The organism is Chryseobacterium sp. UF-290, assembly GCF_058245615.1.
In genome coordinates, this window is sequence record NZ_JBSICB010000006.1 from 32,960 (window position 1) to 49,083 (window position 16,124).

At 38.4% G+C, this 16,124-nt stretch carries 14 protein-coding genes; 3 read left to right on the plus strand and 11 right to left on the minus strand.

Going from position 1 to position 16,124, the window contains the following annotated elements; genetic code table 11:
- Window positions 1-715: 715 nt before the first annotated feature.
- From AC4IF5_RS08820 to AC4IF5_RS08850, 7 genes are all read right to left on the minus strand, one after another.
- Window positions 716-2,074: a M20/M25/M40 family metallo-hydrolase gene (locus AC4IF5_RS08820; protein ID WP_490733654.1), complete on the minus strand. Its 1,359-nt coding sequence runs from the start codon at window positions 2,072-2,074 to the stop codon at window positions 716-718.
- A 2-nt stretch (window positions 2,075-2,076) separates the two neighbouring features.
- Window positions 2,077-3,435 (minus strand): M20/M25/M40 family metallo-hydrolase, encoded by a 1,359-nt coding sequence (locus AC4IF5_RS08825; RefSeq protein WP_490733656.1) that lies wholly within the window; start codon window positions 3,433-3,435, stop codon window positions 2,077-2,079.
- Window position 3,436: 1 nt separating this feature from the next.
- Window positions 3,437-4,843, minus strand: coding sequence for a M28 family peptidase (locus AC4IF5_RS08830; RefSeq protein ID WP_490733658.1), 1,407 nt, complete (start codon window positions 4,841-4,843; stop codon window positions 3,437-3,439).
- 55 nt (window positions 4,844-4,898) lie between these two features.
- Window positions 4,899-6,143, minus strand: coding sequence for a DUF1015 domain-containing protein (locus AC4IF5_RS08835; protein ID WP_490733659.1), 1,245 nt, complete (start codon window positions 6,141-6,143; stop codon window positions 4,899-4,901).
- Window positions 6,144-6,145: 2 nt separating this feature from the next.
- Entirely contained in the window at window positions 6,146-7,111 is a 966-nt protein-coding gene (locus AC4IF5_RS08840; protein WP_490733661.1) for a D-2-hydroxyacid dehydrogenase, read from the minus strand.
- Between the two features lie 124 nt (window positions 7,112-7,235).
- Window positions 7,236-8,300 (minus strand): 3-phosphoserine/phosphohydroxythreonine transaminase, encoded by a 1,065-nt coding sequence (gene serC, locus AC4IF5_RS08845; RefSeq protein ID WP_490733663.1) that lies wholly within the window; start codon window positions 8,298-8,300, stop codon window positions 7,236-7,238.
- A gap of 123 nt (window positions 8,301-8,423) precedes the next feature.
- A complete protein-coding gene (locus AC4IF5_RS08850) occupies window positions 8,424-8,774 on the minus strand; it encodes a 4Fe-4S binding protein (RefSeq protein WP_490733665.1) in 351 nt (116 codons plus the stop codon).
- Window positions 8,775-8,833: 59 nt separating this feature from the next.
- On the opposite strand from AC4IF5_RS08850, the gene AC4IF5_RS08855 reads away from it, so the two are divergent.
- From AC4IF5_RS08855 to AC4IF5_RS08865, 3 genes are read left to right on the plus strand one after another with little or no spacing between them, the layout of a single operon-like run.
- Window positions 8,834-9,868, plus strand: a complete 1,035-nt coding sequence (locus tag AC4IF5_RS08855) for an acyl-CoA reductase (RefSeq protein ID WP_490733667.1) — start codon at window positions 8,834-8,836, stop codon at window positions 9,866-9,868.
- A gap of 47 nt (window positions 9,869-9,915) precedes the next feature.
- The gene (locus AC4IF5_RS08860; protein WP_490733669.1) at window positions 9,916-10,356 is read left to right on the plus strand and encodes a peptidylprolyl isomerase; all 441 of its coding nucleotides are present in this window, start codon (window positions 9,916-9,918) and stop codon (window positions 10,354-10,356) included.
- A gap of 36 nt (window positions 10,357-10,392) precedes the next feature.
- Window positions 10,393-11,082 (plus strand): Bax inhibitor-1/YccA family protein, encoded by a 690-nt coding sequence (locus AC4IF5_RS08865; protein WP_490733671.1) that lies wholly within the window; start codon window positions 10,393-10,395, stop codon window positions 11,080-11,082.
- 623 nt (window positions 11,083-11,705) lie between these two features.
- On the opposite strand, the gene AC4IF5_RS08870 is transcribed toward AC4IF5_RS08865, so the two are convergent.
- The 4 genes from AC4IF5_RS08870 to AC4IF5_RS08885 all read right to left on the minus strand — a co-directional run bounded on the left by AC4IF5_RS08870 (window position 11,706) and on the right by AC4IF5_RS08885 (window position 16,121).
- Window positions 11,706-11,954, minus strand: coding sequence for a DUF6952 family protein (locus tag AC4IF5_RS08870; RefSeq protein ID WP_490733673.1), 249 nt, complete (start codon window positions 11,952-11,954; stop codon window positions 11,706-11,708).
- A complete protein-coding gene (locus AC4IF5_RS08875; RefSeq protein WP_292014833.1) occupies window positions 11,954-12,262 on the minus strand; it encodes a thioredoxin family protein in 309 nt (102 codons plus the stop codon). Before AC4IF5_RS08875 ends, AC4IF5_RS08870 begins: the two co-directional genes overlap by 1 nt.
- A gap of 141 nt (window positions 12,263-12,403) precedes the next feature.
- On the minus strand, window positions 12,404-13,036 hold the full coding sequence (locus tag AC4IF5_RS08880; protein ID WP_490733675.1) for a peroxiredoxin: 633 nt from the start codon (window positions 13,034-13,036) through the stop codon (window positions 12,404-12,406).
- 145 nt (window positions 13,037-13,181) lie between these two features.
- On the minus strand, window positions 13,182-16,121 hold the full coding sequence (locus AC4IF5_RS08885; protein ID WP_490733677.1) for a M16 family metallopeptidase: 2,940 nt from the start codon (window positions 16,119-16,121) through the stop codon (window positions 13,182-13,184).
- Window positions 16,122-16,124: the final 3 nt, after the last annotated feature.

Below are 16,124 nucleotides of genomic sequence, written 5' to 3' on the forward strand. Positions count from 1 at the left end.
CGGCATCGTAGAAAAAAAAGGATTCATATACATCAATATGAACTTGAATCAGTGGAAAACTGAAAATCCACAGAAAACCTTTTTTCTCATCCTTAGTGCTTTTTCTAATTTTTTTTCAAAAATGTATCAGCCAATTTCATGCCAAAGTGATAATTTTGTTATTAACAGTCTGTTTTAGGGTAGTGTAAGGGGCTGTTTTTCAATAAGTCTTGTCTATTATTTCATTAAACGAAGAAAAAAGTTTTATTTTGGGGACAATTATATACAATAAGAGGATGAGAAAAATATATATCGGGCTTGTTTTGCTTCTCAGTAGTCTGGGATATGCGCAACAGCTTTCAGAAGTAGAAAAAAGAATGTCCGAATTAGCTGGCATCTGAAAAGTTTGACGTAAAATTGGGAATCATGTGGAAAAATAGATCATTCGTGGAAGAGTTTTTTATATAAGCTTAAAAACAGACAAAAGTTTAAAAGATAATATTTCAGTTTTTAAAACCTGTTCCTTTGAATTCTTAATGTTATTGGTGAAATCATTTGTGTCATTTGTGTTTAAAAAAATATAACCTTCACCAATAGAACGCATCAAAAAAAAATAATAAAAAATCTACGCAATCATCTGTGCAGATCCGTGAAAATCTGTGGTTAAAAAAAGAGCCCATACAAATCCTGCTATTCCAGAATTTATATGGACCTCTTTATATTTTAGCCTTTTATATTACCAGTTTTTATCGATCATATAAATAATCTGGGTCATGGCTGCAGCGCCTAATAAAAGTTCTCTTCTGTTCACCTTTTCAAAAGTATCTTCTTCCGTATGGTGGATATCAAAATAGCGCTGTGAGTCCGGCATCAGCTCTGCGGCGGGAATTCCCATATCATGAAGCGGATAAAGATCTGTTCCGGAAAATCTTTCTTCAAAATTATAGACTCCATAGGGAAGGAATAATTTTGACCAGCTCTGAATTTGTTTTCTCTTTGTATCATCCATATCCAGGGCAATACCTCTTGGGGCAAAACCACCCGCATCGGATTCTATGGCAAAAAGGTGTTTTTCATTCTTCTCTTTGGCTGTTTTACCATATTGTATTCCGCCTTTTACTCCATTTTCTTCATTGGCGAAACAAACGACCCTGATGGTATGGTTATTTTGTATTCCCAGTTTTTTGAACGTCCTTAGAACTTCAATACTCTGAACAATTCCGGCACCGTCATCATGGGCTCCTTCTCCTACATCCCAGGAATCGAGGTGTCCGCCTACGACGATGACGCTTTGATCTTTTTTACCGGTTATCTCTCCAATCACAGAGTGGGAGAGCTTTTCTCCTTTCATTCCGCAGTTGGAATTGAGTTTAGCTGTTATTTTCTGGTTTTTTAATAGAGCTTCGAGTTCGTCTGCGGTAGCGCTTCCTATGGCAACGGCTGGTATTTTGGAAATATTTTCCTCATAACGCATGGCTCCGGTGTGGGGAACATCATCAAATGCAGAGGAAAGTGATCGGATGATCGCAAACTTACCTCCCTTTTTAGCTGTTAAGGAAGCTGCGGTTGTTCTGTATTTGGCAGCATCACCATACCCTTTGAAAGTTTCTATAAAAGACTGGCTGAAAGGGTAGTTGAAGAACAGGATCTTGTCTTTTACCTTATCAGCAGGAAGCTGGTCGTATTCTTCCATCGATTTTACCATAATGATTTCACCGGAAACATCTTTTCCTCCTGTTCCTTCGGAATTGCCTAACGAAAGCATTTTAAGGCTTTTCCAGCTTCCGTTTGGGGTCTTGATGTGCAGGGATTCTTTACCCCTTTCCCAAACAGGGATCATGACTTCCTGAAGCCATACCTTATCTGCTCCGGCGTTACGGAGTTTCTGTTCTGCCCATTTTACGGACTTTTCATAGGCTTCTGAGCCGCTTAAACGGTGGCCAATGGTTTTGGTGAGCTCTCTCAGCTCGTTATACCCCTTTCCGTTATTTAAAATCTCTGTGGAAATGTTTCTGAACTGAACAGAATCTTCTTTGGTCTGGGCAAAAGCAACCATTCCAAAAAGCAATAATGAGGTTCCTAATATCTTTTTCATTGTTACCAATTTTTATCGATCATATAAATAAGTTGTGTCATCACAGCAGCACCGAGAAGAAGTTCTCTCCGGTTCACTTTTTCAAAAGTATCTTCTGCAGTATGGTGAATGTCAAAATAGCGTTGCGGATCGGGGACGAGCTCCGCTGTGGGAACTCCCATATCATGAAGCGGGGCAATATCTGAACCTGAATATTTTCCTTCAAAGTTATAGACACCGTAAGGTAAAAACAGGTTTACCCAGCTTTTGATCTGATTTCTTTGGGAATCATCCATTTCCAGTGAAATTCCTCGTGGTGAAAAGCCTCCTGCATCGGATTCTATGGCAAAAAGATGTTTTTCGTTGTTTTCTTTTGCTGTTTTTCCGTATTGTTTTCCGCCTTTTGTTCCATTTTCTTCATTGGCAAAGCAAACGGCTCTGATGGTATGGTTATTTTGTATTCCCAGTTTTTTGAATGTCCTTAAAACCTCAATGCTCTGTACAATCCCGGCACCGTCATCATGGGCACCTTCTCCTACATCCCAGGAATCAAGATGTCCGCCAACGACGATGACGCTTTGGTCTTTCTTGCCTGTAATTTCACCAATGACGGAGTGGGAGAGTTTTTCTCCTTTCATTCCACAATTGGAGTTGAGCTTTGCTGTTACTGTCTGAGTTTTCAACAATGCTTCAAGCTCATCTGCGGAAGTGTTTCCAATGGTGATAGCCGGAACTTTGGAAATATTATCTTCATAGCGCATATTACCTGTATGAGGAACATCGTCAAATGCTGAAGAAAGGGACCTGATAATGGCAAATTTACCTCCTTTTTTTGCGGTTAAAGAAGCAGCTGTACGCCTGTAAGCACCAGCTTCCCGGTAGGAGATGAAAGTCTGTACATGTCCCTGGTTAAAAGGATAATTAAAGAATACGATCTTGTTCTTTACTTTTTCTGCGGGAAGCTGATCATATTCTTCCAGTGATTTCACCATAATGATTTCACCGGAAACATCTTTTCCTCCTGTTCCTTCGGAATTTCCTAAAGACAGCATTTTCATGCTTTTCCATTTACCGTTGGCTGTTTTGATGTGCAGGGATTCTTTACCTCTTTCCCAAACCGGGATCATGACTTCCTGAAGCCATACCTTATCTGCTCCGGCGTCACGGAGTTTCTGTTCTGCCCATTTTACGGACTTTTCATAGGCTTCTGAGCCGCTTAACCGATGTCCGATGTTTTTTGTAAGTTCCTTCAGTTCATTGTATCCTTTTCCGTTGTTCAGAATTTCTGTAGAGATTCTCCTGAACTGTATGGAGTCTTCTTTGACCTGGCCCAATAGAAAGGCTCCTAATGTTAATAATGATAAGGTGACGATCTTTTTCATATTACCAGTTTTTATCGACCATAAAAATCATTTGTGTCATCGCTACCGCTCCGAGAAGAAGTTCTCTTTTATTCACTTTATCGAAAGTATCCTGTTCGGAATGATGATAATCGAAGTATCTTTGTGTGTCTACCACAAGCTCTGCTAAAGGAATATCCAGTTTTTTTAAAGGTGAAATATCCTGAATAGCGTCTGTCTGGTCAAAATCATAAACGCCATAAGGAAGAAAATATTCTTTCCAGGGATATACCAATCTTCTTCTTTGAGGTGACATATCCAAAGAAAATCCCCGTGGGGAATAGCCTCCTGCATCTGTTCCTAAAGCAAATATGTGTTTTTCATCTCTCTTTTTCACATAAGCCGTGTACATTTCTCGGCCTTGTCCTCCGTTTTCACTGTTTGCGTACAAGACTACCCGGATGGTGTGATTATTTTGATACCCGAGTGCTTTTAATGTTCTTAAAACTTCGATACACTGAACAACTCCGGTCCCATCATCAATTGCCCCTTCACCAATATCCCACGAATCAAGCTGAGCACCTAAAACAATCACTTTAGAATCTTTTTTGCCCTGTATTTCAGCAATAATATTGGGGTTTGTAGTGTCTCCTTTTGATTCAGCAGTCATGTTGATTTTAGCAGTGACTTTTTGCTTTTTCAGTATTTTTTCCAATTCATCTGCCGATCTTACGCCTATTGATAAAGCAGGAATTTTAACTTTATCATCCGGTTCGTAGTAAATCATTTTGGCATGAGGGGTATCGTCATCAGCGGTTGTCAATGATCTTATAATTAATGCTTTTGCACCTGTTTTGGCAATTACCGAAGCGGAAATTAATTTTGATTTTGCAGTCAGTAAATAGGAATCACTGGTATTGATGATTTTAGGGTCCATAGGAACATTCACGAAGACTATTTTGTCTTTCAACTGTCCTACTGACATCGCATTAAGCTCCGAAGTGGAATTAATTAAAACAATTTCACCTATCAGGTCTTTTCCGCCTGTTCCTTCAGAGTTTCCGAAAGAAAGCATTCTGATATTTTTCCAATCTCCATTTCCTGCTTTTATCTGTAAAGATTCTTTTCCTCTGATCCAGACGGGAGCTTTGGCTTCTTGTCTCCAGATCATTTCAATGCCAATTTCTTTGAATTTTTTTTCTGCCCATTCTACTGCTTTCGCATATCCGGGAGTCGCGCTGAAACGTGGTCCGATACCTTTGGTGAGTTCTCCAAGCTGATCATAAGCCTTACCATTGGTCATGATCTCGTCTGAGATCTTTTTGAATTCATCGTGATAATTTAATTTTACAGGAATCGCTGTTTTACCGGCAGGTTTTTTCTGGGGCTTTTTTTGAGAAAATAAAAATCCACTCAAAAAGAGTGGAAGTATAATGAATATTTTTTTCATTTTTTATTTACCTTTCTTTTTCCGATGATAAAAGTAGGGAAAAAATAGGAATTTATTAAGGTTTCATGTCGTACATTAACAGGGCTGTAATCAATTTTGGCTCAATAAATGTACATTTCGGAGGCATGCTCAGCTTCAGATCTGAAATTTTGATCATATCATTAAAGCTTACAGGGTATATTCCAAAGCCTACTTTTCCTTCGCCGCTATCCACTTTTTCTTTTAGAATATTGATCCCGTCAATATTGGAAGTTCCTTTTACATAAGAGATCAGCTCAGAGCTGTCAGGATCTTCGATCTTTAAAATACTTTTGAAGATGTACTTGTCTATAAGGTGATGATCAAGGTTATCCAGAGACATTTCTTTGGAACGAAGGTCATGCTTTACGTGAAGAGAGTAAAATTTACCACCCATATACATAGAGATATGGAATTTCTGAGAAGGGTAGTACGGTGTCTCTCCTTTTTCATGAATAAGGAAATATTGCTCGAGCTCTTTCAGGAAATCTTCATTGGAGGTCCCGTTCAGATCGTGTAAAATTCTGTTGTAGTCATGAATTTTAATCGATTGGTTTGAAACGATGAAGCTGTATACAAAGTTGTAAAGTTCCGTACCGTTATGTCTTTTGTTTTTTTCCTTGTGACGTTTGGCATTCAGAGCGGTAGACCCGATCCTGTGGTGTCCGTCAGCAATATAAAATGAATCGATCTGATCGATCACTTCTTTAAACTGCTGTAGCTTCAGACGGTTGTCTATTCTCCAGATCTTATGTCTGATTCCGATAGAATCTACGTGATTAAAGATCGGCACATTTTTTTCCTCATGATTCATCAGCAACTCGATTTTTGAGTTGGCAGGATAGGTAAGCAGTACAGGTTCCGCCTGCAGGTTTACTTTTTCAAGGTAATGAGCCAGTTTTTCTTTTTTCTGAGGAATGGTACTTTCGTGTCTTTTTATTTTTCCATTCCAGAAATCTTCAATACTTGCCAGTCCGAGAAGCCCTCTGAAAATCTGTTTGTTGGGATAGATCTGCTCATAAAGATAGTAGGCTGAATTGTCCTGGACCAATTTCTTTTCTTCCAGAAGTTCTTCAAAGGTAGAACGGATCTTTCTCAGGTTCCGGTCAATATCTTTAGATTTACTTACAACGTATGGTTTGATCATATTGATGTAAGTATTTTCAACTTGAGCCTTCTCTGCGATCTCTTCCTGGGTGAAATTATCCAGTGGATGGGTAGGGAAGGTACTCTCAATGTCTCTATGAGGTCTTATTCCACGGAAAGGTTTAAAAACAGGCATATTTATCTTATAGTTTCTTTTTGTAGCTTAATAATTTGTTCTGCAAGTTCGATCCCGATTTTCTCTTGCGCATCTATCGTATTTCCGCCTACGTGAGGGGAAAGGGACAATGCAGGATTCATTAATAAAGGCAGTTCCGGGTTGGGTTCATTTTCAAAAACATCCAATGCCGCTCCGGCTACTTTACCTGAATCTATAAAATCGATCAGCGTCACTTCATTGATCACACCGCCTCTTGCAGTATTGACAATATAAACACCGTCTTTCATCTTTTCAAACTGAGGGGTGTCTATGATATACTCATTCGTTTTTGGAGTATTGATACTGATGAAATCCGCATCTTTGAGGAACGCATCCATATCATTGGTGGAAGTGATTTCAAAGTTGACTGACTGCCCGTCGAAGAAATTCAGGGTAAGAACTTCTGTTTTGGGACTTCTTGTCAGAACCTGTACTTTCATTCCTAAAGCGATTCCTATTTTTACGACTTCCTGGCCAATGCTTCCAAAGCCGATCACTCCTAATGTTTTTCCTGAAAGTTCATACGCATTGCTGAATGACTTTTTCATGGCATTGAAGTGGGTTTCTCCCTCCAAAGGCATCAGCCTGTTCGATTCATGAAGGAACCTTGCCAATGCAATGAAATGTCCGAATACCAGCTCTGCTACTGATTTTGAAGATGCTGTAGGGGTATTGATGACCTTGATCCCTTTGCTCTTTGCATATTCTACATCAATATTATCCATTCCGATACCCCCTCTTCCTATAATCTTAAGGTCCGGGCATGCATCGATCAGCTCCTGTCTCACTTTCGTTGCACTTCTTACGAGAAGAACGTCCACATTATTATCGTTGATAAAGTTAATAACGTGATCCTGGGCCACTCTATTGTCCAGAACTTCAATTCCGGCTTCTTTTAAAGCGAGCTCTCCTGCTTTTGAGATTCCATCGTTTGCTAAAACTTTCATGTATTATTTGATTTAAAGATTGAAAAATTTAAATATTTCAACATTTTAAAACTGAGGCGCAAATTAATAAATTTAAATTAACTGCTTTTTAATTTTTCAATCTTTGAATTTTTGAATCCTTAAATTATTTGACAGATCTCATTACATCCACCAAAACCTGTACGCTTTCAATCGGCAGGGCATTGTATAAGCTGGCTCTGTAGCCTCCTAAACTTCTGTGGCCGTTCAGTCCGCTGATGCCTGCTGCTTTCCAGGCGTTGTCGAATTCTTCTTTTTTGCTTTCATCTGTGATCTTGAAAGAAACGTTCATTAACGAGCGGTCTTCTTTTACACAGAATGTTTCGAAAAGAGGGTTGCTGTCAATCTCATCATATAAAAGCTTCGCTTTGGCTTCATTTCTCTGCTCCGCTGCCGCGATTCCTCCGTTGTTCTCAAGATGCTGTAGTGTCAGCAGAGAGGCGTACACCGGGAATACCGGCGGAGTATTGTACATGGATTCTTTAGAAATATGCTGTGAGTAGTCCAGCATAGACAGCATATTTTCTCTTCCTGTCTTCCCAAGGATCTCTTTTCTGATCACCACTAAAGTAACTCCTGCAGGTCCCATATTCTTCTGAGCCCCGGCATAGATCAGATCAAATTTAGAAAAATCCAGCTGTCTGGAGAAAATATCGGAGCTCATGTCACATACCATCAGGGTATCAACTTCAGGGAAGCTTTTCATCTGGGTCCCATAGATCGTGTTATTGGAAGTACAGTGGAAATAGTCATATTCTGCTCCCACAGTATAACCTTTAGGAATGAAAGAGTAATTTTCTTCCTTTGAAGAGCCTACTACATCTACAGTTCCTAATTTTTTTGCTTCTTTAATGGCTCCAGCAGCCCATGTTCCCGTATCCAGGTAAGCCGCTTTTCCGCCTACCTTCATCAGGTTGTAAGGAACCATTGCAAACTGCATGCTGGCACCGCCTCCTAAATAAAGAACTTCATAATCATCACCAAGATTCATCAGTCTTTTTACAATTGCACGTGCTTCGTCCATTACAGCAACGAAATCCTTGCTTCTGTGGGAAATTTCAAGAAGAGATAGTCCGATACCATTGAAATCCAGAATTGCCTGTGCTGATTTTTCGAATACCTCCTGTGGTAAAATACATGGTCCTGCGCTGAAGTTGTGCTTTTTGTTCATATTTTTATTTTTTGGTTGCTGTCAGAAATTTTTTCATTCCTTTAGCTTTATTGTGGTTTATATGTTAAGTTTACTGGGTTTTGGGTTAAAAAAAGCCGTCTCAATATCATGAGACGGAGTTTTTTATTCGCCGTGTAAGAATGCTTTTTTATCAAGCAGTGCTTCTTCTGATTCTACATGATCTTCGTCAGGCACACAGCAGTCTACCGGACATACAGCAGCACATTGTGGCTCTTCATGGAATCCTTTGCATTCTGTACATTTATCTGTTACAATGAAATAGACATCATCACTTACAGGCTCCTGAGGTGCATTGGCATCTACAGTAAGTCCTGAAGGTAATGTTACTGTGCCTTGAAGAGCTGTTCCTTCAGAAGCTTTCCAATCTACGGCTCCTTCATATATTGCATTATTCGGGCATTCCGGTTCGCAAGCCCCGCAATTAATGCATTCATCAGTTATTTTAATAGCCATCGCTAATTTTTTTTAAATTTGCACAAAATTACAAAATATTCCCCAATTTTAAAGTAATTATGAATATCGAAAATCAAGTTTTAGGACTTATTAAATTAAGTGACTATATAAAAACGTTTTTATCTAAAAAACAGGAAGATCACAATGAAGATGATGTAAATATTGAATTATTATTAAAGAAATCCGAAATAGAGAATCCGTGGTTTACCATTGATAATCAGAAATTTGCCTTACAGCAATGGACAGATCTTCTGACCGAAGGGAATATCAGAAACTGGCTTGGAAATTATTCGATCTCTAAGATTCCAAAGAGAGTAGGACTGATCTTAGCCGGAAATATCCCTATGGTAGGTTTTCACGATGTGCTTTCTGTGGTTTTAAGCAATCATATTCCTGTAATTAAGCTGTCGTCAAAGGATAAATATCTGATCCCGTTTTTATTAAAGAAATGGAATGAATTCTCTGACGGACAGGTTCAGTTTGAATTTGTAGAAAAATTAGAGAATTTTGATGCGGTGATCGCTACGGGAAGTAATAATACGGCAAGATATTTAGAATATTATTTTAAAGATCATTTAAATATTATCCGTAAGAACAGAACTTCAATTGCCGTTTTGAAAGGAGATGAAACAGATGAAGAGCTTCAGCTTTTAGCAAAAGATATTTTCCAGTATTTCGGGTTAGGCTGCAGAAATGTAACGAGAATTTTTATTCCGAAGGATTTTCTGATCGACAGGCTGTTTGAAAACTTCCTTGGGTTCCAGGATATTATCAATCATAATAAATATGCCAATAATTATGACTACAACAGGGCTGTATATCTTTTGAACCAGGAAAAATTCTGGGATAATAATTTTGTGATGCTGAAGGAAGATGATAAGCTGTTCAGTCCGCTTTCTGTAATCAACTTCAGCAGGTATGAATCTCTGGATGATGTGAAGAACTTTATTGCTGAAAACGAAGAAAATATTCAGTGTATTGTAGCCGGAAATGCATTGGGATTGAACTCAATTTCGTTTGGTGAAGCCCAGAATCCCGGTCTTGATACGTATGCAGATAATGTAGATACGATGAAATTTTTAGAACTGGTCTGATTTTCGTATCTTCCATCACTTATTTCACCTAATAACAAACGGAACATATGAAAAAAATATTTCTGGGCCTTGCTATCGTGGGCGGACAGTTAATGTTTGCGCAGAAAGTGGTTGACCTGAAGGTTGAGAACAACCAGAAAAAGGAGCAGCCGGCTACGATAAGTAAAGAAAAGGTCAATATCTATAATGATAACTTTTTTAAATTTCTAAGCGCCCTGCAGTCTTCCGACCAGAAAACGGTCAACGAACTGCTTTCTGATAAAGTTAAAGAGATTGTTACAGAAGACGTCCTTAAAAAGGTTAAAGACGGTATTGACCCGGATCAAAAACTTGAAATTTTAAAAGTAGGGTATTACATAACCATGGATGGTGCAAGTCATCCTAATATCAAATACAAATATTCCAGAGATACAGAAGAAGTGGTGAGTGCTGTATTTGAAGATGACGGAAAGATCCTTGGAGTGATGCCGGCTAAAAAAGACAAATAAATTTTATTTTCGATTTAATTAAAAAAAATATTAACTATGATGACAGATGTTTTAGTCGCTCATTCTTCAGAAGTGGAAAAAGCGAATTTTTACAGGAAGACGTATTTGCATGTTGCTTTGTCTATTCTTGCGTTTATTGGTATTGAGACTATTTTACTAAAGACGGTACCGGTGGAAATTATTGCCATGATGTTTGGCCAGAGATATACCTGGTTACTGATCATCGGTGTTTTCTGGCTGGCTTCTATTCTGGCTTCCAAATGGTCGCTTTCACAAAGCAAATCAACTCAGTATTTAGGATTAGGCTTTTATATTGTACTGGAAGCTATCATTTTTATGCCATTGCTGTTTATTGCAACCAATATGGCGGGCGGTGCTAATGTTATTTTTCAGGCTGCAACTCTGACGGTTGCTATGTTTGCAGGTATTTCGGCTGTTGCTTTTACTTCAAAAAGAGACTTTTCTTTCCTAAGGAATATTATCGTAATCGGTGGATTCATTGCGATCGGGCTGATCGTTGGAGGAATGATATTTGGTTTTAACCTGGGCTTATGGTTTTCAGTCGGGATGGTCATTCTTGCTTCAGCATCCATTTTATATCAGACAAGTAAACTGAAAGACGCGTTTGGAACCAATCAGTACGTAGGAGCGGCGCTACAGCTTTTTGCTTCTATTATGCTTTTGTTCTGGTATATTTTAAGTATTTTGATGAGCAGAAGAAGCTAATTCAAATGAAGGCTATTCAATAAAGTATGATCCCGGTGATGTTTTCATCGGGATTTTTATTTTTAGCAAAAGCAGTATGGTTTTTTCCAATGCAATTAATTAAAGTTCTCGCAGATTTTGGGGATTGAGCAGATCAATCAATCGGGAACAGTAATTTTTTACCACAAAAGATTAAATATTTTAGCTCTTTTTAAGTGACAAGCTTTGCGTATAAAAATTGTACTTAAGTTTTTTGAAAATCTTTATGTGAACTTTTTATGCGGTATAATTTGTAAACTTATTAAGGGATACCAAGATGTTTAAAAAACGTTTTTTTGTGATTTCATTTTTAAGTCAATCCCACTCAGAAGGATGTTTGTAATCGTAGATGTGATATAGGTAAATCTGTTACTAAAACATAAGAACCCAAAAAATCCTGATGACATTTCACCGGGATTTTAATTGGATATTCTTTAAAATTTTTCATGCAAATCTCAGCTTCATGTGACTGGTTAAAGTCTTCTGAAGTATATTTTACGGTTGAAAAGATTCTTAAAGAATAGAAAAAATATAGGAATGAGGAAAAACCTCAGGTATTGTATTTTGTGTTTTTCAATCTTTTGATTATGGCTAACCGAAAGATATTATTTATCGATAGACCCCAGCACCTTCTGTGCAAAAGAGTTTAGCGCATCTTTTTCGCTCATTCCGCTCTGTACGTTAGCATGAACTTCTAAAGCGCCACAAATATTTGTGATCAGTTCTCCTGCTACATTGAGATCCTCTTCGCTTGTTCCTCTGAATTCACAGAAACTTTCCAGAACTTCTAAAGTTTTTTCAAGATTTTCAGGATTCTGATTCTGATAAAATTGTCTGATTACCGGTAGTTTCATTATGATAATTCGTTAAAAAGGTTGATTAAACTTTCAGCCTGGTTAGACTGTACCTGATTGACCAATTCACCGTTTTTAAAGATGGCGAAAGTAGGTAAGTTGTCCACTTTTGCTAATTTTCTGCTTTCAGGAAGCTTTTCAGCATCTACATATAAAAATGGAATTGATTCGTTTTCAGATGCTAATTTTTTAAATTTCGGCTTCATGATCCGGCAGTTTCCGCACCATGTCGCACCGTATTGTACAACTACTTTTTCGTTGTCATTTACAATATTTTGTAATGTATCTTCGGTTAATTCTGTATACATGAGTGTTAAATTTTAAGAATTAAAATTTAACAATGTAACAATTTAAAAAGTGTATCAATATAACAATTGGAGAATTACTGAATTTCTATTGTTACAAGGATGCATTGTTACATTGTTAAATTAATAGATTGTTAAATTGTATTAGTTCTTAGCTAAGTATTCTGCAGTAGAAGTTCTGTCAGCTTTCATTGCTTCTTTTCCTTCCTCCCAGTTTGCCGGACATACTTCACCGTGCTTTTGAACGTGCGTATAAGCATCGATCAGTCTTAAAAATTCTTTTACGTTTCTTCCAAGAGGCATATCGTTTACCGCTTCGTGGAAAATTTTTCCGGTTTCGTCGATAAGGTAAGTTGCTCTGTAAGTTACGTTAGAACCTGTGAAAATTTCATTTCCTTCTTCATCGTATTCGAAATCCTGATCTACGATTCCCAATGCGTTGGCCAGTTGTCTGTGAGTATCAGCTAAAAGTGGATAAGTAACTCCTTCGATACCTCCGTTATCTTTTGGTGTGTTCAACCATGCGAAGTGCACTTCGTTGGTATCACAAGAAGCACCGATCACTTTAGTGTTTCTTTTTTCGAATTCACCTAAAGCCTCCTGGAAAGCGTGAAGCTCAGTAGGGCATACGAAAGTAAAATCTTTAGGGTACCAGAACAAAAGAACTTTTTGTTGGTTGTTTTTTGCTTCTTCAAGGATGTTGATTCTAAGATCGTCACCCATTTCAGACATTGCGTCAATTGTTAAATTTGGGAATTGTTTTCCTACTAAAGACATAATTTTCTGTTTTTATATTTAAATTTCTGATGCAAATATAGAAAGATTTGTCTATCAGTCAAATGAATATTGATAAATAAAATCTATAATTGTTTTTGATGTGTTATTACAAAAAAGCCCTGAAACCAGGGCCTTTTTACTTATTTTAGTAACCAAATATTTCGGTTAAGCTGAGTTTTTTTATCTCTCCTAATTTCTGCATATCGGCCTCATTTACTTTATCTTGAGAAGCAACCAGACAATAGGTGTAATTCTTGTTTTTCATTTCTTTATCATGAAAAGCGTTGATGTCTGCAAAAGACAGCTTAGGAGCCTGTTCATAGACGTTCTTTCTCATGTCGAAACTGTTTCCGAGCTTTTGGGATTTCAGATAAGAGAAAATAATCCCGTCCTGAGTAATCCTTTCAGAAGCGATTGATTTTTTCAATCCACTTTTCGCGGTTTCGAACAACTGTTCAGATTTTGGAAGGGTGGTCAGAAGCTCATTCATGGCTGTAGTAGACTCATTGAATTTATCAGCCTGAGTTCCTACATAGGCCATGATCATATCTTTATCCGTTTTCTTACCCGGAAGCGCAAAATAGGAATAAGTAGAATAGGCTAATGCTTTAGACTCCCTGATCGTCTGGAATACGATGGAACCCATTCCTCCTCCGAAGTAATTGTTGAATAAACTTACGGTAGGGGTAATGGCTGGATTGTACTGTTCAGAGTTTCTTACCCAGAAGATCTCCGCCTGTACCATGTCATAATGGGCAAACAATACTTTATTCTTATCTGTAGGAATCTGAGTGAAAGTCTTTGTTTTCGGAAGCTCTTTCAGGGTTGCAGGAAGCTTGTGAACAGGTTTTAAAGATGCCACAACTTCGTTCCCTGATTTTGGACCGTAGTAAAGTACTTTGTGCTTAAAATTAAACAGATCATGAAGAACATTGATCAGGTCTTCCGCCTTTACCGCATCCAGCTCGGCATCGCTTAAAACATTATTGAAAGGATTCTGCGCTCCATATTGGGCGTAGCTTCTGAGTCCTGCCATAATGATGCCTTTGTTCTGCTTTGCATTGGCTCTGGCTTTTTTCAGTCTTGCTTTGTAAGCATCCAGTGCAGCCTGGTCCGCCTGGCAGTTTTTGATCAGGTCTTCAAATAAAGTAATGGTCTTATCAAAGTTCTCATTTAATCCCTCTAAAGATACGTAGGTCTCTTCATTCCCTGCACTCACATTGAAGCTTGAAGCAAGTTTGTAGAATTCTTTGCTGATCGCTTCGGAGGACTTGTTCTTAGTTCCGAGATACTGAAGATATTCTGCGGCCAGGGGAAGGATCTTATTGTTCCATTTTCCTGAATCAAAATGATAATACATTCTGAAAAGGGCGTTGTCTGTATTTTTTACAGAAAGAACTTCCACTTCTCCCAGCTTGTTTTTAGCAATGTCCTTGTCGTAATTTAACCAGACCGGAGCAATCGCATTTTCAGGCATTTCATCGATCTTTTTAAGGAAAGGAGACTGGTCTTCTCTGTTGACGGACACAGGAGTGATGGTAGGTTTGTCTACTTTCACAATGCTCTTGTCTTCACCTTTTTTCTTGTAAACCGCTACATAATTGTTGCTTTGAAGATATCGGGTTGCAAAATCCATGATATCCTTTTTCGTAAGCCTGGAAATTTCATCTACATATTCCAGCATTACTTTATGATCGACCTCTGAAGTGAATTCATCCATCAGGATACTGGCTCTTGACGAATATTTTTCATCCTTCTGAATGATGCTTTTCTTTTCATTGTTGACAATAGACTGGATCAGGTCATCAGAAAATTCCCCTTTTCTCAGTTTGTCTATTTCCTGAAGAAGAAGGTTTTTCACTTCATCCAGAGACTGTCCTTCCGTTGGCCTTCCTTGCAGAAGCAATACAGAGTAGTCTTTTAAAGCATAAGGGAAAGCTCCCGCTCCTAATAATTTCTGTTTTTTTACCAGGTCAAGATCAATCAATCCAGCCTGTCCGTTGGTAAGCATGCTTCCTACAAGATTTAATAACCTGGCGTCTCTCGTTGATGCTCCCGGAAATCTGAAGCCGAGCATTACGCTTTCAGGATTAGGACCTACAACTTCCTTGATCACAGGAGAGGTGATGGGTTTTTCCTGTCCCACTTTATATTCAGGAACGGGTTTCGACTTCATATAAGAGAAAGCTTTATCAATCTTTGCAATCACTTCATCCGGATTGAAATCCCCTGACATAATGATCCCCATATTGTTGGGAACATAATAATTGTTGAAATATTCTCTGATAGCATGCAGAGAAGGGTTCTTCAGGTGCTCGATTGTTCCGATGGTCGTTTGCTTTCCATAATTGTTGTTAGGGAAGAGGTTGGCGAACATGGTATCAAAAACCTTATCTCCGTCATCATCAAGGCTTCTGTTTTTCTCTTCGTATACTGCCTCAAGCTCTGTATGGAAAAGTCTCAGAACAGGCTCTCTGAATCTTTCTGATTGTACGGCAAGGAATTTATCGATCACATTGGCAGGAACGTCTTCCGTATATACCGTTTGTTCAAAAGAGGTGAAGGCGTTGGTTCCGTCAGCCCCCATGCCGGCCATCATTTTGTCATACTCATTAGCGATCGCATACTTGGCAGCCTCTCCGGAAATCCTGTCAATTTCTTTGTAGATCTCCTTTCTTTTAGCTTCGTCCTTAGTCTGGTTGTATTTCTCATAAAGAGCATCGATCTGATCCAGAAGAGGCTTTTCTTTTGCCCAGTCTTTGGAACCGAATTGGTTGGTCCCTTTGAAAAGCATATGCTCCAGGTAGTGGGCAAGACCTGTATGGTCCGCAGGATCGGTTTTGCTTCCTGCTTTTGTTGCGATATACGTCTGAATTCTCGGATCCTTATTTGTAGGACTTAAAATGACTGTTAAGCCGTTTTTTAAGGTATAATATCTTGCTGAAGTAGGATCATTGGTTACATATTTGTATTTATAACCGTTAGAAGTAGCTTCTTTCCATTGGAAATCCTGTCCGTAAGCATAACCTGCAAAACTTGCGGCGGCAATGCTTGTGACGATCGTTAGTTTTTTAAACAAATTCATTGT

Coding starts and splice junctions, on each gene's coding strand:
- serC (WP_490733663.1), bottom strand. CDS start 8,300: ATGAACAAAAAGCACAACTTCAGCGCAGGACCATGTATTTTACCACAG.
- AC4IF5_RS08855 (WP_490733667.1), top strand. CDS start 8,834: ATGAATATCGAAAATCAAGTTTTAGGACTTATTAAATTAAGTGACTAT.
- AC4IF5_RS08865 (WP_490733671.1), top strand. CDS start 10,393: ATGATGACAGATGTTTTAGTCGCTCATTCTTCAGAAGTGGAAAAAGCG.
- AC4IF5_RS08820 (WP_490733654.1), bottom strand. CDS start 2,074: ATGAAAAAGATATTAGGAACCTCATTATTGCTTTTTGGAATGGTTGCT.
- AC4IF5_RS08870 (WP_490733673.1), bottom strand. CDS start 11,954: ATGAAACTACCGGTAATCAGACAATTTTATCAGAATCAGAATCCTGAA.
- AC4IF5_RS08885 (WP_490733677.1), bottom strand. CDS start 16,121: ATGAATTTGTTTAAAAAACTAACGATCGTCACAAGCATTGCCGCCGCA.
- AC4IF5_RS08825 (WP_490733656.1), bottom strand. CDS start 3,435: ATGAAAAAGATCGTCACCTTATCATTATTAACATTAGGAGCCTTTCTA.
- AC4IF5_RS08830 (WP_490733658.1), bottom strand. CDS start 4,843: ATGAAAAAAATATTCATTATACTTCCACTCTTTTTGAGTGGATTTTTA.
- AC4IF5_RS08835 (WP_490733659.1), bottom strand. CDS start 6,143: ATGCCTGTTTTTAAACCTTTCCGTGGAATAAGACCTCATAGAGACATT.
- AC4IF5_RS08850 (WP_490733665.1), bottom strand. CDS start 8,774: ATGGCTATTAAAATAACTGATGAATGCATTAATTGCGGGGCTTGCGAA.
- AC4IF5_RS08875 (WP_292014833.1), bottom strand. CDS start 12,262: ATGTATACAGAATTAACCGAAGATACATTACAAAATATTGTAAATGAC.
- AC4IF5_RS08880 (WP_490733675.1), bottom strand. CDS start 13,036: ATGTCTTTAGTAGGAAAACAATTCCCAAATTTAACAATTGACGCAATG.
- AC4IF5_RS08860 (WP_490733669.1), top strand. CDS start 9,916: ATGAAAAAAATATTTCTGGGCCTTGCTATCGTGGGCGGACAGTTAATG.
- AC4IF5_RS08840 (WP_490733661.1), bottom strand. CDS start 7,111: ATGAAAGTTTTAGCAAACGATGGAATCTCAAAAGCAGGAGAGCTCGCT.